This is a genomic window from Ruegeria sediminis (assembly GCF_005938215.1).
Lineage (GTDB): Bacteria > Pseudomonadota > Alphaproteobacteria > Rhodobacterales > Rhodobacteraceae > Ruegeria > Ruegeria sediminis.
This window is the reverse complement of the sequence record NZ_VCPD01000004.1, coordinates 489,968-503,831: the sequence shown is the minus strand read 5'-3', so window position 1 is coordinate 503,831 and position 13,864 is coordinate 489,968. Positions and strand designations below refer to the sequence as shown.

Below are 13,864 nucleotides of genomic sequence, written 5' to 3'. Positions count from 1 at the left end.
TTTCACGTGAAACATTCACAGTTCGACGTTGCGGTGATCGGAGCCGGTCACGCCGGAACCGAGGCCGCCCATGCCGCGGCCCGGATGGGCGCGCGCACGGCGCTGATCACCCTGTCCGAAAGCGATATCGGCGTGATGTCCTGCAACCCGGCCATCGGTGGCCTGGGCAAGGGGCATCTGGTGCGCGAGATCGATGCGATGGACGGCGTCATGGGCCGCGTCGCGGATCGGGCCGGCATCCAGTTTCGCCTGCTGAACCGTCGCAAGGGCCCGGCCGTGCAGGGACCAAGGGCGCAGGCCGACCGCGCGCTTTACCGCGCGGCGATGCAGGACGAGACGATCGGCCGTCACAACCTGACGCTTGTCACCGGCGAAGTCACCGATTTCCGCATGGACGGAGACCGGGTCGCGGGCGTGATCCTCGCGGATGGCTCTGAAATTCCCGCAAAAACGGTGATTCTGACCTCGGGCACGTTCCTGCGGGGGATCATCCATATCGGCGACGTCTCGCGTCCAGGCGGGCGGATGGGGGACCGGCCATCGGTCAAGCTGGCCGAACGCCTCGACGGTTTCGACCTGCCGAAGGCGCGGCTTAAGACCGGAACGCCGCCGCGCCTCGACGGGCGGACGATCGACTGGTCGGTGCTGGAACGGCAGGACGGGGACGAGGACCCGACGCTGTTCTCTTTTCTCTCGAACACCGTCACGGCGCCGCAGATCGCCTGCGGAATCACCCATACCAACGCTAGGACGCACGAGATCATCGAAAGGAATCTTGCGCGCTCGGCCATGTATGGTGGGCATATCGAGGGCGTCGGCCCAAGATATTGTCCGTCGATCGAGGACAAGATCGTGCGGTTTGCCGACAAGGAGTCCCACCAGATCTTTCTCGAGCCGGAAGGCGTGAACGATCACACGATCTATCCGAACGGCATCTCGACCTCTTTGCCCGAAGACGTGCAGGTGGATTATGTCCGCTCCATCAAGGGGCTGGAGAATGCGGTGATCCTGCAGCCGGGATATGCGATCGAGTATGATTATTTCGACCCGCGGATCCTGACGCCGCGCCTGTCCCTGCCGCAGGTTCCGGGCCTTTACCTTGCGGGGCAGATCAACGGCACGACCGGATACGAGGAGGCGGCGGCGCAAGGGCTGGTGGCGGGATTGAACGCGGCCCTTGAAGCGCAAGGGGCGGAACCGCTGCATTTTACCCGATCGACCAGCTATATTGGGGTGATGATCGACGACCTTACTACCCGTGGTGTTGCCGAGCCCTATCGCATGTTCACCTCGAGGGCAGAGTTCCGGTTGTCCCTGCGCGCCGACAATGCCGACCAAAGGCTGACGCCGATCGGGATTTCGGTCGGTTGCGTCGGCGAAACGCGCAGGGCGAATTTCCAGGACAAGATGGAGCGCCTGGACGCGGTGAAGTCGAAGCTGACCACGGAAACCTATACGCCCCGGCAGCTTCGCGACGCCGGCATCGAGGTCAACCAGGACGGCAATCGGCGTGACGGGATGGCGGTTCTGGCGTTTCCGAACGTGGCGTTCGAGGATCTTCTGCCCCTGATCGACGGGCTGTCCGAGGTGCAGGGTGACATTCGCCGGCAGGTGGAGCGGGATGCCATGTACGCGAATTACATCGCCCGGCAGCAGCGCGACGTGGAGGCGATGAAACGCGACGAGGCGCATGAAATCCCTGCGGATTTCGACTATGCCTCCCTCGACGGCCTGTCGAACGAGGTGAAACAGAAATTGTCGCTGGCGAAACCGGGAAACATCGCCCAGGCGGGTCGCATCGAAGGGGTGACGCCGGCGGCGCTGACGCTGATCCTTGCGCGGCTTCGCCGCGACCTGAAAGTGCGCAACGCATGACCGGCGACAAGGCGGCGGTGTTCGCGGAGCTGGATGTTTCACGTGAAACATTCGACCGCCTGTCCACCTTCGCCGACCTGCTGGAGCGATGGAATCCCAAGATCAACCTGGTCTCGCGCAACAGCCTGAAAGATCTGTGGCGGCGTCACATACTTGATTCCGTGCAGGTATTCCGTTGCGTCGAGGCCCGCGGGCATTGGGTTGACCTGGGAAGCGGCGGCGGCTTTCCCGGCATGATCTGCGCCATCCTGGCCATCGACGAGGCGCCGGACGTCCGGTTCACCCTGGTGGAAAGCGACCAGCGCAAGTCGGCTTTTCTGCGGAGCGCGGCACGGGAATGCGGCGCCAGTTGTACCGTCCTGAGCCGTCGCATCGAAGCGGTCGAACCGCTGGGCGCGGATATCCTGTCGGCCCGGGCGCTGGCGGATCTGTCGGATCTTTTGGCCTATTGCGAACGGCATTTGCGCGATACGGGCACGGCGCTGTTTCCGAAAGGCGCCAGTTGGAAAAAAGAGGTCGAGGACGCCCGCAATCAATGGAATTTCCAAGTGGATCCGATTACTAGTTTAACTGAGCCTCAGGCCGTTATTCTGAAAATCAAAGGAGTGTCACGTGGTTGATTTGTCCCGACCTGCAGGCCCCAGGATTGTTGCGGTTGCGAATCAGAAGGGCGGGGTCGGAAAAACCACCACGACGATCAATCTTGCCGCCGGGCTGGTCGAAAGCGGCTGCCGCGTGCTGGTGGTGGACCTCGATCCGCAGGGGAACGCCTCGACCGGGTTGGGGATCGAGGATCGGGACTGGACGACCTATGACCTGCTGATCGACGATGCGCCGCTGGAAGCCGTGATACAGGATACCGAGATCGGCGGGCTGTCGATCATCCCGGCCACCGTGGACCTGAGCTCCGCCGATCTGGAGCTGATTTCAAACGAAAAACGCAGTTTCCTGCTGCATGACGCCCTGCGGCAGACCGCGATGGACGCGTTCGGCTTCGATTTCATCCTGATCGATTGCCCGCCATCGCTGAATCTGCTGACCGTCAACGCCATGGTCGCGGCCGGTTCGGTGTTGATCCCGCTGCAGAGCGAGTTCTTCGCGCTGGAGGGGCTGTCGCAGCTGATGCTGACGATCCGCGAGGTTCGGCAGACCGCGAATCCGGGTCTGAGAATCGAAGGTGTTGTGTTGACCATGTATGACAACCGCAACAACTTGTCCCGCCAGGTGGAAAAGGACGCCCGTGACAACCTGGGAGATATGGTATTTAAGACCAAGATACCCAGAAACGTCCGGGTCAGCGAGGCGCCATCCTACGCGTTGCCGGTTCTGCAATACGATTCGGGTTCATTGGGGGCCATGGCCTATCGGCATCTGGCGCGAGAAATATTGCAGAAGCACAGAAAAGTTGCCGCTTGATCGGCAGACAGGAGGCTGAGTTGAGCGTCAAGAAAGGCAAACCGAGAGGGTTGGGGCGGGGGCTGTCCGCGCTGATGGCGGATGTCGCTCAGGATACCGGGGCGGCATCGATCGAACCGCGCCGGCCGGACATGAAGGTGCCGATCGAAAAGGTCAGGGCCAATCCCAACCAGCCGCGCCGCACCTTTTCGAAGGAACCGCTCGACGAACTGGCCGCATCCATCAAGGAAAAAGGGATCATCCAGCCCCTGATCGTGCGCCCGGTGGGCAAGGGCGAGTACGAGATCGTCGCCGGCGAACGGCGCTGGCGCGCGGCGCAGATGGCGCAGCTGCACGAGATACCCGTTCTGGTTCGGGAATTCGACGACACCGAGGTTCTGGAAGTCGCGATCATCGAGAATATCCAGCGGGCCGACCTCAACGCGGTGGAGGAAGCGGCGGGATACCGGCAGCTGATGGACCGTTTCGGCCACACGCAGGAGAAACTGGCCGAAGCCCTGGGAAAAAGCCGCAGCCACATTGCCAACCTGCTGCGCCTTTTGTCGTTGCCTTTGGATGTACAGACCCTTGTGGTCGAGGGGAAACTGTCGGCCGGACATGCCCGGGCGCTGATCACCGCCGAAAACCCGTCGGAACTGGCGCGGATGGTGGTGCGCGACGGCCTGTCGGTGCGCGCGACCGAAGCCCTGGTGAAGAAACAGCAGCAGCCGGAAGGCGAGGCCAGAACCGCGCGCCCGCGCAACCCCGCGGGCGACAAGGATGCGGACACCCGCGCGCTGGAAAAGGACCTGTCCGCAATTCTGGCGATGAAGGTCGCGATCAACCACAAGCCGGGCACCGAAACCGGGCAGGTGGTTCTGACCTATGAAAACCTCGATCAGCTGGACGATCTCTGCGCCAAGCTCAGCCGTTAGGGCGGGTCCAGACGAAGATCAGGACGCCGGCAAGCACGACGGCCTGGATCACGAGGACAAGCGGCGGCGCGCCAAGCACCAGCGACAGGATGAAGACGGCGGCGATCGACAGAGTTGCCGCCCTTTTTGCGCGCGGATTGATGGCGCCCGAGCTTTGCCAATCCATGATCAGGGTGCCGAAAGTCGGATGGGTCAGAAGCCAGTTGTGCAGGCGCGAGGAGGACCGGGCGAAGAAGAAGGCCGCCAGAAGCAGAAACGGGACCGTCGGCAAGAGCGGCAGGACGATGCCCACGACCGCCAGAGCGACGCAAACCAATCCCAGCCCGGCCCAGAGGTAATGCATCGCTCAATCCGCCAGCAATTCGCGGATGACCGCGTTCAGGACCGCGCGGCCCTGCCGGGTCGCCCGCAGGCGGCCCTGGTCCAGTTCTACCATGCCCAGCTCTGCCAGGTGGCTCAGCCGGTCGGGGAGAAGGGGAGAGCCGGAGAGGCGTTCAAACCTATCAACATCTAGTCCTTCCAAAATGCGGAGACCCATCATGAGGTATTCATTGGCCTGATCCTGCCGCGACAGTTCCACCCGGTCCGACTCGCCGCCGCCCGTCGAAACGGCCCGCAGCCAGTCGCCCGGCGCCCGGTGGGTTTCGGTGGCGTATTTGCGGCCGTCCAGCGTCAGGCGGCCATGCGCGCCGGGGCCGATCCCGACATAGTCGCCATAGCGCCAGTAGATCAGGTTGTGACGTGATTCCGCGCCGGCGCGGGCATGGTTCGACACTTCGTAGGCCCCAAGCCCGTGCGCCTCGCAGATGTCCTGCGTGGCGAGGTACATATCGGCGGCGCTGTCATCCTCGGGCAGGCCGCGCAGCTTGCCGATTGCGTAGCGGTCACCGAAGGCGGTGCCGTCCTCGATGGTCAGCTGGTAGAGCGACAGGTGGTCGATCGCCATCGACAGGGCCTCGGTCAGCTCCGCCCGCCACGCCTCGGGCGTCTGGTGCTGCCGGGCATAGATCAGGTCGAAGCTGACGCGGTCGAAACAGCTGCGCGCAGTGTCGAAGGCGGCTCGCGCCTCGGCCACGGTGTGTATCCGGCCCAGCCGGCGCAGATCTTCGTCGTTCAGCGCCTGAATGCCCATCGACACCCGGTTGACCCCGCCATCGCGATAGGCGGCGAAGCGCCCCGCCTCGACCGAGCCGGGATTGGCCTCGAGCGTGATTTCCATGTCGTTGGCGGGCCGCCAGTGCGAACGGGCGGCGTCGATGACCGCGGCGACCGTGTCGGGATCCATCAGCGAAGGCGTGCCGCCGCCGAAGAAGATCGTGTTCAGCACCCGGTCCGGGGTTTCGGCCGCGGCCCGCGTCAGATCATCCAGATAGGCGGCAAGCCATTGTTTCTGATCGATATTCTTCGAAACGTGGCTGTTGAAGTCGCAATAGGGGCATTTGGCCGCGCAGAACGGCCAATGCACGTACAGGCCAAAGCCCCCGTTGCGCCAATCATCCGCCAAAACAGCCCTTCACGAACTTTTCCACCGCCCGGGCGCGATGGCTGATCTTGTTCTTTTCCCAACGGTCCATCTGAGCATAGGTAATGTCGTATCCCTCGGGGACAAACATCGGGTCATAGCCGAACCCTTCGGCGCCGCGGATCGGCCAGACCAGGTGGCCGGGCGCGACGCCTTCGAACACCTCGTCATGGCCGTCGGGCCAGGCCAGAACCAGGGTGCAGCGGAACTGTGCGGTGCGGGGATGCGGGGCCCGCTTTGCCTCGAGCGCGTCATGGGCGCGGGTCATCGCCTTGAGGAAATCGCGCCCCTGACCGGTTTCCGCCCAATCGGCGGTGTAGACGCCGGGGGCGCCGTCGAGCGCGTCGATGGTGATGCCGCTGTCATCCGACAGGGCGGGCAGGCCGGTGGCCCTGGCGGCGGCATGGGCCTTGATCCGGGCGTTGCCGACAAAGGTATCCTCAGTCTCGTCCGGCTCGGGCAGATCCATCTCGGCGGCGCCGACGACCGTGACCCCGAAGGGTTCCAGCAGATGCGCCACCTCGTCGAGCTTGCCCTTGTTGTGCGTGGCCACCAGAAGCCTGTCGCCGTCAAAGCGCCTTGTCATGCGGTGGCGGCCTTTTGCGCGGCGACCAGTTCACCGACGCCCTTTTCGGCGAGGTTCAGCAGCTGATCCATCTGGTCGCGGGAAAACACCGAACCTTCGGCGGACATCTGAACTTCGATCAGCTTGCCGGAACCGGTCAGGATGAAATTGCCGTCGACGCCGGCCTCGCTGTCCTCGGGATAGTCCAGATCCAGGATCGGCTGCCCGGCATAGATGCCGCAAGACACGGCGGCGACCGGGTCCAGGAGCGGGTCGGAGATCACGTCGCCCGCCTTCATCAGCTTGTTCACCGCCAGACGCAGCGCCACCCAGCCGCCGGTGATCGCGGCGCAGCGGGTGCCGCCATCGGCCTGGATCACGTCGCAATCCACGGTGATCTGACGCTCGCCAAGCGCCACGCGGTCGACGCCGGCGCGCAGGGCGCGGCCGATCAGGCGCTGGATCTCCACCGTGCGTCCGCCCTGCTTGCCGGTGGCCGCCTCGCGCCGCATCCGTGTGTTGGTCGCGCGCGGCAGCATCCCGTATTCGGCGGTGACCCAGCCCAGGCCGGAGCCCTTGATGAAGGGCGGAACCCGGTCCTCGATGGTGGCGGTGCACAGAACATGAGTGTCGCCCATCCTGATCAGGCAGGAGCCTTCGGCATGTTTGGTGAAACCGGTATCGATTGAAACCGGGCGCATTTCGCTTAAATCTCGTCCAGAGGGTCGCATGGGAAATCCTTTGTTTGCTGGCTTGGGGATAGCGCCCGCGGGCCGGGCGATGCAACCCCGATTGACCTTTGAGCGGCCTGGGATTTAATGACGCCCGAGCAAGGACCTGCCGATGAGCGAAGCGAGCAAAATTCTGGACGAGATGAACGACCGGTCACGCGAAGTGTTCCGGCTGATCGTCGAGAGCTACCTCGACAGCGGCGAACCCGTGGGCAGCCGCACCCTGACCCGCGCCATGAGCGAAAAGGTCAGCGCGGCCACCGTGCGCAACGTGATGCAGGATCTGGAGTTTCTGGGCCTGCTGAACAGCCCGCATGTCAGCGCCGGGCGGATTCCGACGCAGATGGGGCTGCGCATGTTCGTGGACGGGCTGCTCGAGGTCGGGGATCTGAACGCCGATGACCGGGAAAAGCTGGATGCCACGCTGGGCACCAATGCCGGCGATGTCGGCGGGATGCTGGACCGGGTCGGCTCGGCCTTGTCGCGGGTCACGCATGGGGCGTCGCTGGTGCTGACCCCCAAGCACGAGGCCGAAATCAAGCATATCGAGTTCGTGTCGCTGGCCCATGACCGGGCCTTGGTGGTGCTGGTGTTCTCCGACGGCCATGTCGAGAACCGCCTGTTCACGCCGCCGCCGGGACAGACGCCAAGCTCGATGCGCGAGGCGGCGAATTTCCTCAACGCGCTGATCGAAGGGCGGACGCTGTCCGAGGTGCGGCGGATCATGCAGTCGGAAATCGCCGCGCGGCGGCAGGAGATCGACGTGCTGGCGCGCGAGATGGTGGAAAGCGGCCTGGCCGTCTGGGACGGCGAGGGCGAGGATTCGGCCCGGCTGATCGTGCGGGGAAGGGCGAATCTGCTGGGCGATACCGGGCAGGAGGAAGAGCTGGAGCGGATCCGGACCCTGTTCGACGACCTGGAACGCAAGCGCGACATCGCCGAATTCCTGGAATTGACCGAGCAGGGCGAGGGCGTGCGCATTTTTATCGGCTCGGAGAACAAACTTTTCTCACTTTCGGGTTCCTCTTTGGTGGTGTCTCCATATATGAACGCGGATCGAAAGATTATCGGTGCGGTCGGCGTCATCGGTCCGACGCGTCTGAATTACGGACGGATCGTGCCGATCGTGGATTATACGGCACAACTGGTCGGCAAGCTGATTTCCGACCGGAGCTAGAGGTAGAAAGATGGCAGAGCCGAAGAACGAAGAATTTCTGGACGATATCGCGACGGCCGAGGCCGAGGAGTTGGCCGAGGAACTGGCGGAGATCAGCGAAGAGGCGCTGGAACTGGACGCGCTGCGCGCCGAACGCGACGAAATGAAGGACAAGTTCATGCGCGCGCTGGCGGATGCCGAGAATGCGCGCAAGCGGGGCGAAAAGGCACGCCGCGACGCGGAACAGTATGGCGGCTCGAAACTCGCCCGCGACATGCTGCCGGTCTACGACAACATGAAACGCGCGCTCGAGGCGGTGACCGACGAACAGAAGGAAGTGGCGGCCGGGCTGATCGAGGGCATCGAGCTGACCATGCGGATGCTACGCGACGTGTTCCAGAAACACGGGATCGAGGTAATCTCGCCCGCGGTCGGCGACCGGTTCGACCCGCAGATGCACGAGGCGATGTTCGAGGCGCCAGTGCCGGGCACCAAGGCGGGCGACATCATCCAGGTGTCGGCCGAGGGTTTCATGCTGCATGACCGTCTGCTGCGCCCGGCGCAGGTCGGCGTTTCGTCGACGCCGGCAAGCTGAGACGCGCCTGGCGGCGCGCGCCTTCGGCGAGAGTATTTGGGAAAAGATGAAGGGGCGGTCAGGTTCTGGCCGCCTCTTTCAGTTTGTAGATCAGGTCCAGCGCCTCGCGCGGGGTAAGCTCGTCGGGCAGGACGTTCTCGAGCATGTCGGCCACGGGCGAGGACTTCGCGGGCGGCGGCGGGGGTGGTGCTGCGGAAAACAGCGGCAGATCGTCGATCAGGGCCTTCTGCTTGCCGCCTTCGCGCTCGTTCCTCTCCAGCTGGTCGAGGACGACGCGGGCGCGCTCGACGACCGAGCGCGGCAGCCCGGCGAGCTGCGCCACCTGCACCCCGTAGGAGCGGTCGGCGGCGCCCTTGTGGACCTCGTGGACGAAGATCACCTCGCCCTCCCACTCCTTGACCGCGACGGTGGCGTTGTCCACGCCCTCCAGCTTGCCGGCCAGCGCCGTCAGCTCGTGGTAGTGGGTGGCGAACAGCGCGCGGCACCGGTTCGAGGTGTTCAGATGTTCCAGCGTGGCCCAGGCGATCGACAACCCGTCATAGGTGGCGGTGCCGCGGCCGATCTCGTCCAGGATCACCAGCGCCCTTTCGTCCGCCTGGTTCAGGATGGCGGCGGTTTCCACCATCTCGACCATGAAGGTCGAACGCCCGCGCGCCAGATCGTCCGAGGCGCCGACGCGGCTGAACAGCTGGCTGACCAGGCCGATATGGGCGGTGTCGGCGGGCACGTAGCTGCCCATCTGCGCCAGCAGCGCGATCAGCGCGTTCTGGCGGAGGAAGGTCGATTTACCGGCCATGTTGGGGCCGGTCAGCAGCCAGATCGCCGCGCCGGTCCCGGCGCTGAGGTCGCAGTCGTTGGCGACGAAGGCATCGCCGCCCTGCTGGCGCAGCGCGTGTTCGACGACCGGGTGGCGGCCGCCGGTGATCGCGAAGGCGCGGCTGCCGTCGACGGTGGGCCGGCACCAGTTCTCGCCGCGCGCGAGATCCGCGAGGCCGATGGTCAGATCCAGTTCAGCCAGCCCCCGCGCGGCCTGGTTGAGGCGCGCGGCCCGGTCCAGAATCGCCCCAGATAGCCTTGTATAGAGCCGCTTTTCGATCTCGAGCGCCAGGTTCCCGGCGTTCAGGATGCGGGTCTCGATCTCGCTGAGTTCCACGGTCGTGAAGCGCACCTGATTGGCGGTGGTCTGGCGGTGGATATAGGTTTCGCTGAGCGGCGGGTTGAGCATCTTGGCGGCATGGGTGGCCGTGGTTTCGATGAAGTAGCCCAGCACGTTGTTGTGCTTGATCTTCAGCGACGCGATGCCGGTATGTTCGATGTATTTCTGCTGGAACCCCGCGATGACCGACCGTCCCTCGTCGCGCAGGGTGCGGGCCACGTCAAGCTCGGCGTCGAATCCGGGCGCGATGAAACCGCCGTCGCGGGCCAGCAGCGGCGGGTCCGCCACCAGCGCGTCGTCGAGCAGCGCCAGCAGCTCGTCGAAGCCGGTGAGGTTCTGCACGGCGGTGGCCAGCAGCACCGGCAGATCCCGGTCGTCGCAGATTTCGGCGATGGCCAGGGCCTGCGCCAGGCCGTTGCGGATGGCGGCCAGGTCGCGCGGCCCGCCCCGGTCCAGCGACAGGCGCGACAAGGCGCGGTCGAGGTCGGGCGTCTTGCGCAGCGCGTCGCGCAGATCGGCGGCGGCCGGACCGTCGTCGATCGCGAAGGAGACCGCGTCGAGGCGGTTGTGGATCACCTCGAGGTTTCGCGACGGGCTGGACAGCCGCTGTTCCAGCAGCCGCGCGCCGCCGGGCGTGACGGTCCGGTCCACCACCGATAAAAGCGATCCGGACCTGCCGCCGGACAGCGAGCGGGTCAGTTCCAGGTTGCGGCGGGTGGCGGCGTCGATCTGGACGGTGCGGTCCTCGGATTCCTTCAGCGGGGTTTGCAGGAGCGGCAGTTTGCCCTTTTGCGTGATCTCGAGATAGTCGATCAGCGCGCCCATGGCCGATACCTCGGCGCGGCCGAAGCTGCCGAAGGCATCCAGCGCACCGACATGGAACAGCTTGCAGATGCGTTTTTCGGCGGCGGTGCTGTCGAAGCTGGCGCGGCCGACCGGCGTGAGCGAGATCCCCAGATCGGCGGTCAGCTCGCGGAGCGCAGGTTCAGAACCATCCGCCACGATCAGCTCGGAAGGGGCCAGCCGCGCCAGTTCCGGGCTGAGCCGGACCGAAGTCAGCGGCATCACGTGAAACGCGCCGGTCGAGATGTCGGCCCAGGCCAGCGCGGCCTCGTCGCGGACCTCGGCATAGGCGGCGAGGAAATTGTGCCGCCGCGCCTCGAGCAAGGCGTCCTCGGTCAGGGTTCCGGGCGTGACCAGCCGCACGACATCGCGCTTTACCACCGATTTAGAGCCGCGTTTCTTGGCTTCGGCCGGGCTTTCCATCTGTTCGCAGACGGCCACGCGAAAGCCCTTGCGGATCAACGTCAGCAGGTAGCCTTCGGCGGAATGGACCGGCACGCCGCACATGGGGATGTCCTCGCCATCGTGCTTGCCGCGCTTGGTCAGGGCGATGTCCAGCGCCTCGGCCGCGTTGACCGCATCCTCGAAAAACATCTCGTAGAAATCACCCATCCGGTAGAACAGAAGGGCGTCGGCATGGGCCTCCTTGATTTCGAGATATTGCGCCATCATCGGCGTGACTGTGGACAAGATCATCGTCTCCCGGCGTGTTCCGGACGCGACCTTACAAATCAGGCAACCGCGGCGAAAGGCGAAAACGCATTGCCGTTGAGGCCCGCCGGTCCCTAGGGTAAGAGGCGAGAGGCCCCTAGTATCAGAGAAACGACCCATCCGATGCCCAAAGCGAAAATCACCCCCGAAGAGGCGCTGGCCTTTCACCTCGAACCGACCCCCGGCAAATGGGAGGTGCAGGCCACCGTTCCGATGACGACACAGCGCGATCTGTCGCTGGCCTATTCGCCGGGCGTGGCCGTTCCCTGCGAGGCGATCGCCGCCAAACCGGAAACCGCCTATGACTACACCAACAAGGGCAACCTCGTTGCGGTGATCTCGAACGGCACCGCGGTTCTGGGCCTGGGAAACCTGGGCGCGCTGGGATCTAAGCCGGTGATGGAGGGCAAGTCGGTGCTGTTCAAGCGGTTCGCCGACGTCAACTCGATCGACATCGAGCTGGACACCGAGGACCCGGACGAATTCTGCCGCGCCGTGCGGCTGATGGGGCCGACATTCGGCGGCATCAACCTTGAAGACATCAAGGCGCCGGAATGCTTCATCATCGAGCAGCGGCTGAAGGAAGAGATGGACATTCCCGTCTTTCACGACGACCAGCACGGCACCGCGGTGATCTGCGCGGCGGGGCTGATCAACGCGCTGCATATCTCGGACAAGAAGATCGAGGATGTGAAGATCGTTCTGAACGGCGCGGGCGCGGCGGGGATCGCCTGTATCGAACTGCTGAAATCCATGGGCGCGCGGCACGAGAACTGCATCGTCTGCGACACCAAGGGCGTGATCTACCAGGGCCGGACCGAGGGCATGAACCAGTGGAAATCGGCCCATGCCATCAGCACCGAGCTGCGCACGCTGGAAGAGGCGATGAAGGGGGCCGACGTGTTCCTCGGCGTCTCGGTCAAGGGCGCGGTGACGCAGGAGATGGTGGTTAGCATGGCGGACAATCCGGTGATCTTCGCCATGGCGAACCCGGATCCCGAGATCACGCCGGAAGAAGCGCACGAGGTGCGTCCGGACGCCATCGTCGCGACCGGGCGGTCCGACTATCCGAACCAGGTGAACAACGTGCTGGGCTTTCCCTACCTGTTCCGCGGGGCGCTGGACATCCATGCGCGCGCCATCAACGACGAGATGAAGATCGCCTGCGCCCATGCCCTGGCCCGGCTGGCGCGCGAGGACGTGCCCGACGAGGTGGCGATGGCCTATGGGCGCAACCTGACCTTCGGCCGCGACTACATCATCCCGACTCCGTTCGATCCGCGGCTGATCCACCGCATTCCGCCCGCCGTCGCCCGGGCCGGCATGGACACGGGCGCGGCGCGGCGGCCGATCATCGACGTGGAAGCCTATGAAGTCAGCCTGAAATCCCGGATGGATCCCACGGCCAGCATCCTGCGCGGCCTGAACAACCGGGCCCGCGCGGCGCAAAGCCGCATGATCTTTGCCGAAGGCGACGATCCCCGCGTGCTGCGCGCGGCGGTGATGTATCAGCGGTCGGGCTTCGGCAAGGCCCTGGTCGTGGGGCGGCAGGACGACGTGAAGGCCAAGCTCGAAGCCGCCGGTCTGGAGGACGCGGTGCGCGAGATCGAGGTGGTCAACGCCGCCAACACCCAGCATCTGCAGACCTACAAGGATTTCCTGTACCAGCGGCTGCAGCGCCGGGGCTTTGACGGCAAGGACGTGCACCGCCTGGCGGCGCGCGACCGGCACGTGTTCTCGGCGCTTATGCTGGCGCATGGGCACGGCGACGGTCTGGTCACCGGCGCGACCCGGAAATCGGCGCATGTGCTGGACCAGATCAACCACGTGTTCGACGCCGACGCGGCGCATGGGGCGGCGGGGATCACCGCGCTGCTGCACAAGGGCCGGATCATACTGATCGGCGACACGCTGGTGCATGAATGGCCGGACGAAAACGACCTGGCCAACATCGCCGAGCGGGCCGCCAGCGTGGCCCGCCACATGGGCATGGAGCCGAGGGTGGCCTTCGTCAGCTTCTCGACCTTCGGCTATCCGGTCTCGGAGCGGACCGAAAAGCTGTACAAGGCGCCCAGGGTCCTCGAGGCGCGGGGCGCCAATTTCGAGTTCGAGGGCGAAATGACCGTGGACGTGGCGCTGAACGCCCGCGCGCAGGAGGCTTACCCGTTCTCGCGCCTGACCGGTCCGGCCAACATCCTGATCGTCCCGGCGCGGCACTCGGCCTCGATCTCGACCAAGCTGATGCAGGAAATGGCCGGGGCGACGGTGATCGGCCCGATCCTGACCGGCATCGACAAGCCGATCCAGGTCTGTTCGACCGTATCGACCGCCAACGACATTCTGAACATGGCGGTTCTGGCCTCGACCAAGATCGGCTAGG

12 protein-coding genes are annotated in these 13,864 nt (G+C 64.9%); 7 read left to right on the top strand and 5 right to left on the bottom strand.

Annotated features, from left to right (window positions below):
* The first annotated feature begins 6 nt into the window (after nucleotides 1-6).
* The 4 genes from mnmG to FGK63_RS13905 are packed head-to-tail and all read left to right on the top strand — an operon-like array spanning nucleotide 7 to nucleotide 4,205.
* Nucleotides 7-1,875, top strand: a complete 1,869-nt coding sequence (mnmG, locus tag FGK63_RS13920) for a tRNA uridine-5-carboxymethylaminomethyl(34) synthesis enzyme MnmG (RefSeq protein ID WP_138843233.1) — start codon at nucleotides 7-9, stop codon at nucleotides 1,873-1,875.
* Nucleotides 1,872-2,495, top strand: a complete 624-nt coding sequence (gene rsmG / locus FGK63_RS13915; protein ID WP_138843231.1) for a 16S rRNA (guanine(527)-N(7))-methyltransferase RsmG — start codon at nucleotides 1,872-1,874, stop codon at nucleotides 2,493-2,495. The genes mnmG and rsmG overlap by 4 nt, the downstream gene beginning before the upstream one ends.
* Nucleotides 2,488-3,291 carry a ParA family protein gene (locus FGK63_RS13910; RefSeq protein ID WP_138843229.1) on the top strand — a complete coding sequence of 268 codons (804 nt, stop codon included), beginning with the start codon at nucleotides 2,488-2,490 and terminating at the stop codon, nucleotides 3,289-3,291. Before rsmG ends, FGK63_RS13910 begins: the two co-directional genes overlap by 8 nt.
* Nucleotides 3,292-3,311: 20 nt before the next feature.
* Nucleotides 3,312-4,205, top strand: coding sequence for a ParB/RepB/Spo0J family partition protein (locus FGK63_RS13905; protein ID WP_138843227.1), 894 nt, complete (start codon nucleotides 3,312-3,314; stop codon nucleotides 4,203-4,205).
* Here FGK63_RS13905 and FGK63_RS13900 read toward each other — a convergent pair.
* From FGK63_RS13900 to rph, 4 genes are read right to left on the bottom strand one after another with little or no spacing between them, the layout of a single operon-like run.
* Nucleotides 4,195-4,548, bottom strand: coding sequence for a YbaN family protein (locus tag FGK63_RS13900; RefSeq protein WP_138843226.1), 354 nt, complete (start codon nucleotides 4,546-4,548; stop codon nucleotides 4,195-4,197). The two genes, FGK63_RS13905 and FGK63_RS13900, sit on opposite strands and share 11 nt — an antisense overlap.
* 3 nt (nucleotides 4,549-4,551) lie before the next feature.
* Entirely contained in the window at nucleotides 4,552-5,709 is a 1,158-nt protein-coding gene (gene hemW, locus FGK63_RS13895) for a radical SAM family heme chaperone HemW (protein ID WP_138843224.1), read from the bottom strand.
* Entirely contained in the window at nucleotides 5,699-6,313 is a 615-nt protein-coding gene (rdgB, locus tag FGK63_RS13890; RefSeq protein ID WP_138843222.1) for an RdgB/HAM1 family non-canonical purine NTP pyrophosphatase, read from the bottom strand. The genes hemW and rdgB overlap by 11 nt, the downstream gene beginning before the upstream one ends.
* Nucleotides 6,310-7,023: a ribonuclease PH gene (gene rph, locus FGK63_RS13885; RefSeq protein ID WP_138843220.1), complete on the bottom strand. Its 714-nt coding sequence runs from the start codon at nucleotides 7,021-7,023 to the stop codon at nucleotides 6,310-6,312. Before rph ends, rdgB begins: the two co-directional genes overlap by 4 nt.
* Nucleotides 7,024-7,135: 112 nt before the next feature.
* Here rph and hrcA point away from each other — a divergent pair, with 112 nt between their 5' ends.
* A complete protein-coding gene (gene hrcA, locus FGK63_RS13880) occupies nucleotides 7,136-8,200 on the top strand; it encodes a heat-inducible transcriptional repressor HrcA (RefSeq protein ID WP_138843218.1) in 1,065 nt (354 codons plus the stop codon).
* Between the two features lie 10 nt (nucleotides 8,201-8,210).
* The gene (locus FGK63_RS13875) at nucleotides 8,211-8,774 is read left to right on the top strand and encodes a nucleotide exchange factor GrpE (RefSeq protein ID WP_138843216.1); all 564 of its coding nucleotides are present in this window, start codon (nucleotides 8,211-8,213) and stop codon (nucleotides 8,772-8,774) included.
* Nucleotides 8,775-8,832: 58 nt separating this feature from the next.
* Here FGK63_RS13875 and mutS read toward each other — a convergent pair whose 3' ends face one another.
* The gene (mutS, locus tag FGK63_RS13870) at nucleotides 8,833-11,445 is read right to left on the bottom strand and encodes a DNA mismatch repair protein MutS (RefSeq protein ID WP_138843386.1); all 2,613 of its coding nucleotides are present in this window, start codon (nucleotides 11,443-11,445) and stop codon (nucleotides 8,833-8,835) included.
* A 162-nt stretch (nucleotides 11,446-11,607) separates the two neighbouring features.
* Between mutS and FGK63_RS13865 the strand changes: the two genes are divergently transcribed.
* Nucleotides 11,608-13,863 (top strand): NADP-dependent malic enzyme, encoded by a 2,256-nt coding sequence (locus FGK63_RS13865; RefSeq protein ID WP_138843213.1) that lies wholly within the window; start codon nucleotides 11,608-11,610, stop codon nucleotides 13,861-13,863.
* The last annotated feature ends 1 nt before the right edge of the window (nucleotide 13,864 follow it).

Coding starts and splice junctions, on each gene's coding strand:
- rsmG (WP_138843231.1), top strand. CDS start 1,872: ATGACCGGCGACAAGGCGGCGGTGTTCGCGGAGCTGGATGTTTCACGT.
- FGK63_RS13900 (WP_138843226.1), bottom strand. CDS start 4,548: ATGCATTACCTCTGGGCCGGGCTGGGATTGGTTTGCGTCGCTCTGGCG.
- rdgB (WP_138843222.1), bottom strand. CDS start 6,313: ATGACAAGGCGCTTTGACGGCGACAGGCTTCTGGTGGCCACGCACAAC.
- rph (WP_138843220.1), bottom strand. CDS start 7,023: ATGCGACCCTCTGGACGAGATTTAAGCGAAATGCGCCCGGTTTCAATC.
- hrcA (WP_138843218.1), top strand. CDS start 7,136: ATGAGCGAAGCGAGCAAAATTCTGGACGAGATGAACGACCGGTCACGC.
- FGK63_RS13875 (WP_138843216.1), top strand. CDS start 8,211: ATGGCAGAGCCGAAGAACGAAGAATTTCTGGACGATATCGCGACGGCC.
- mutS (WP_138843386.1), bottom strand. CDS start 11,445: ATGATGGCGCAATATCTCGAAATCAAGGAGGCCCATGCCGACGCCCTT.
- FGK63_RS13865 (WP_138843213.1), top strand. CDS start 11,608: ATGCCCAAAGCGAAAATCACCCCCGAAGAGGCGCTGGCCTTTCACCTC.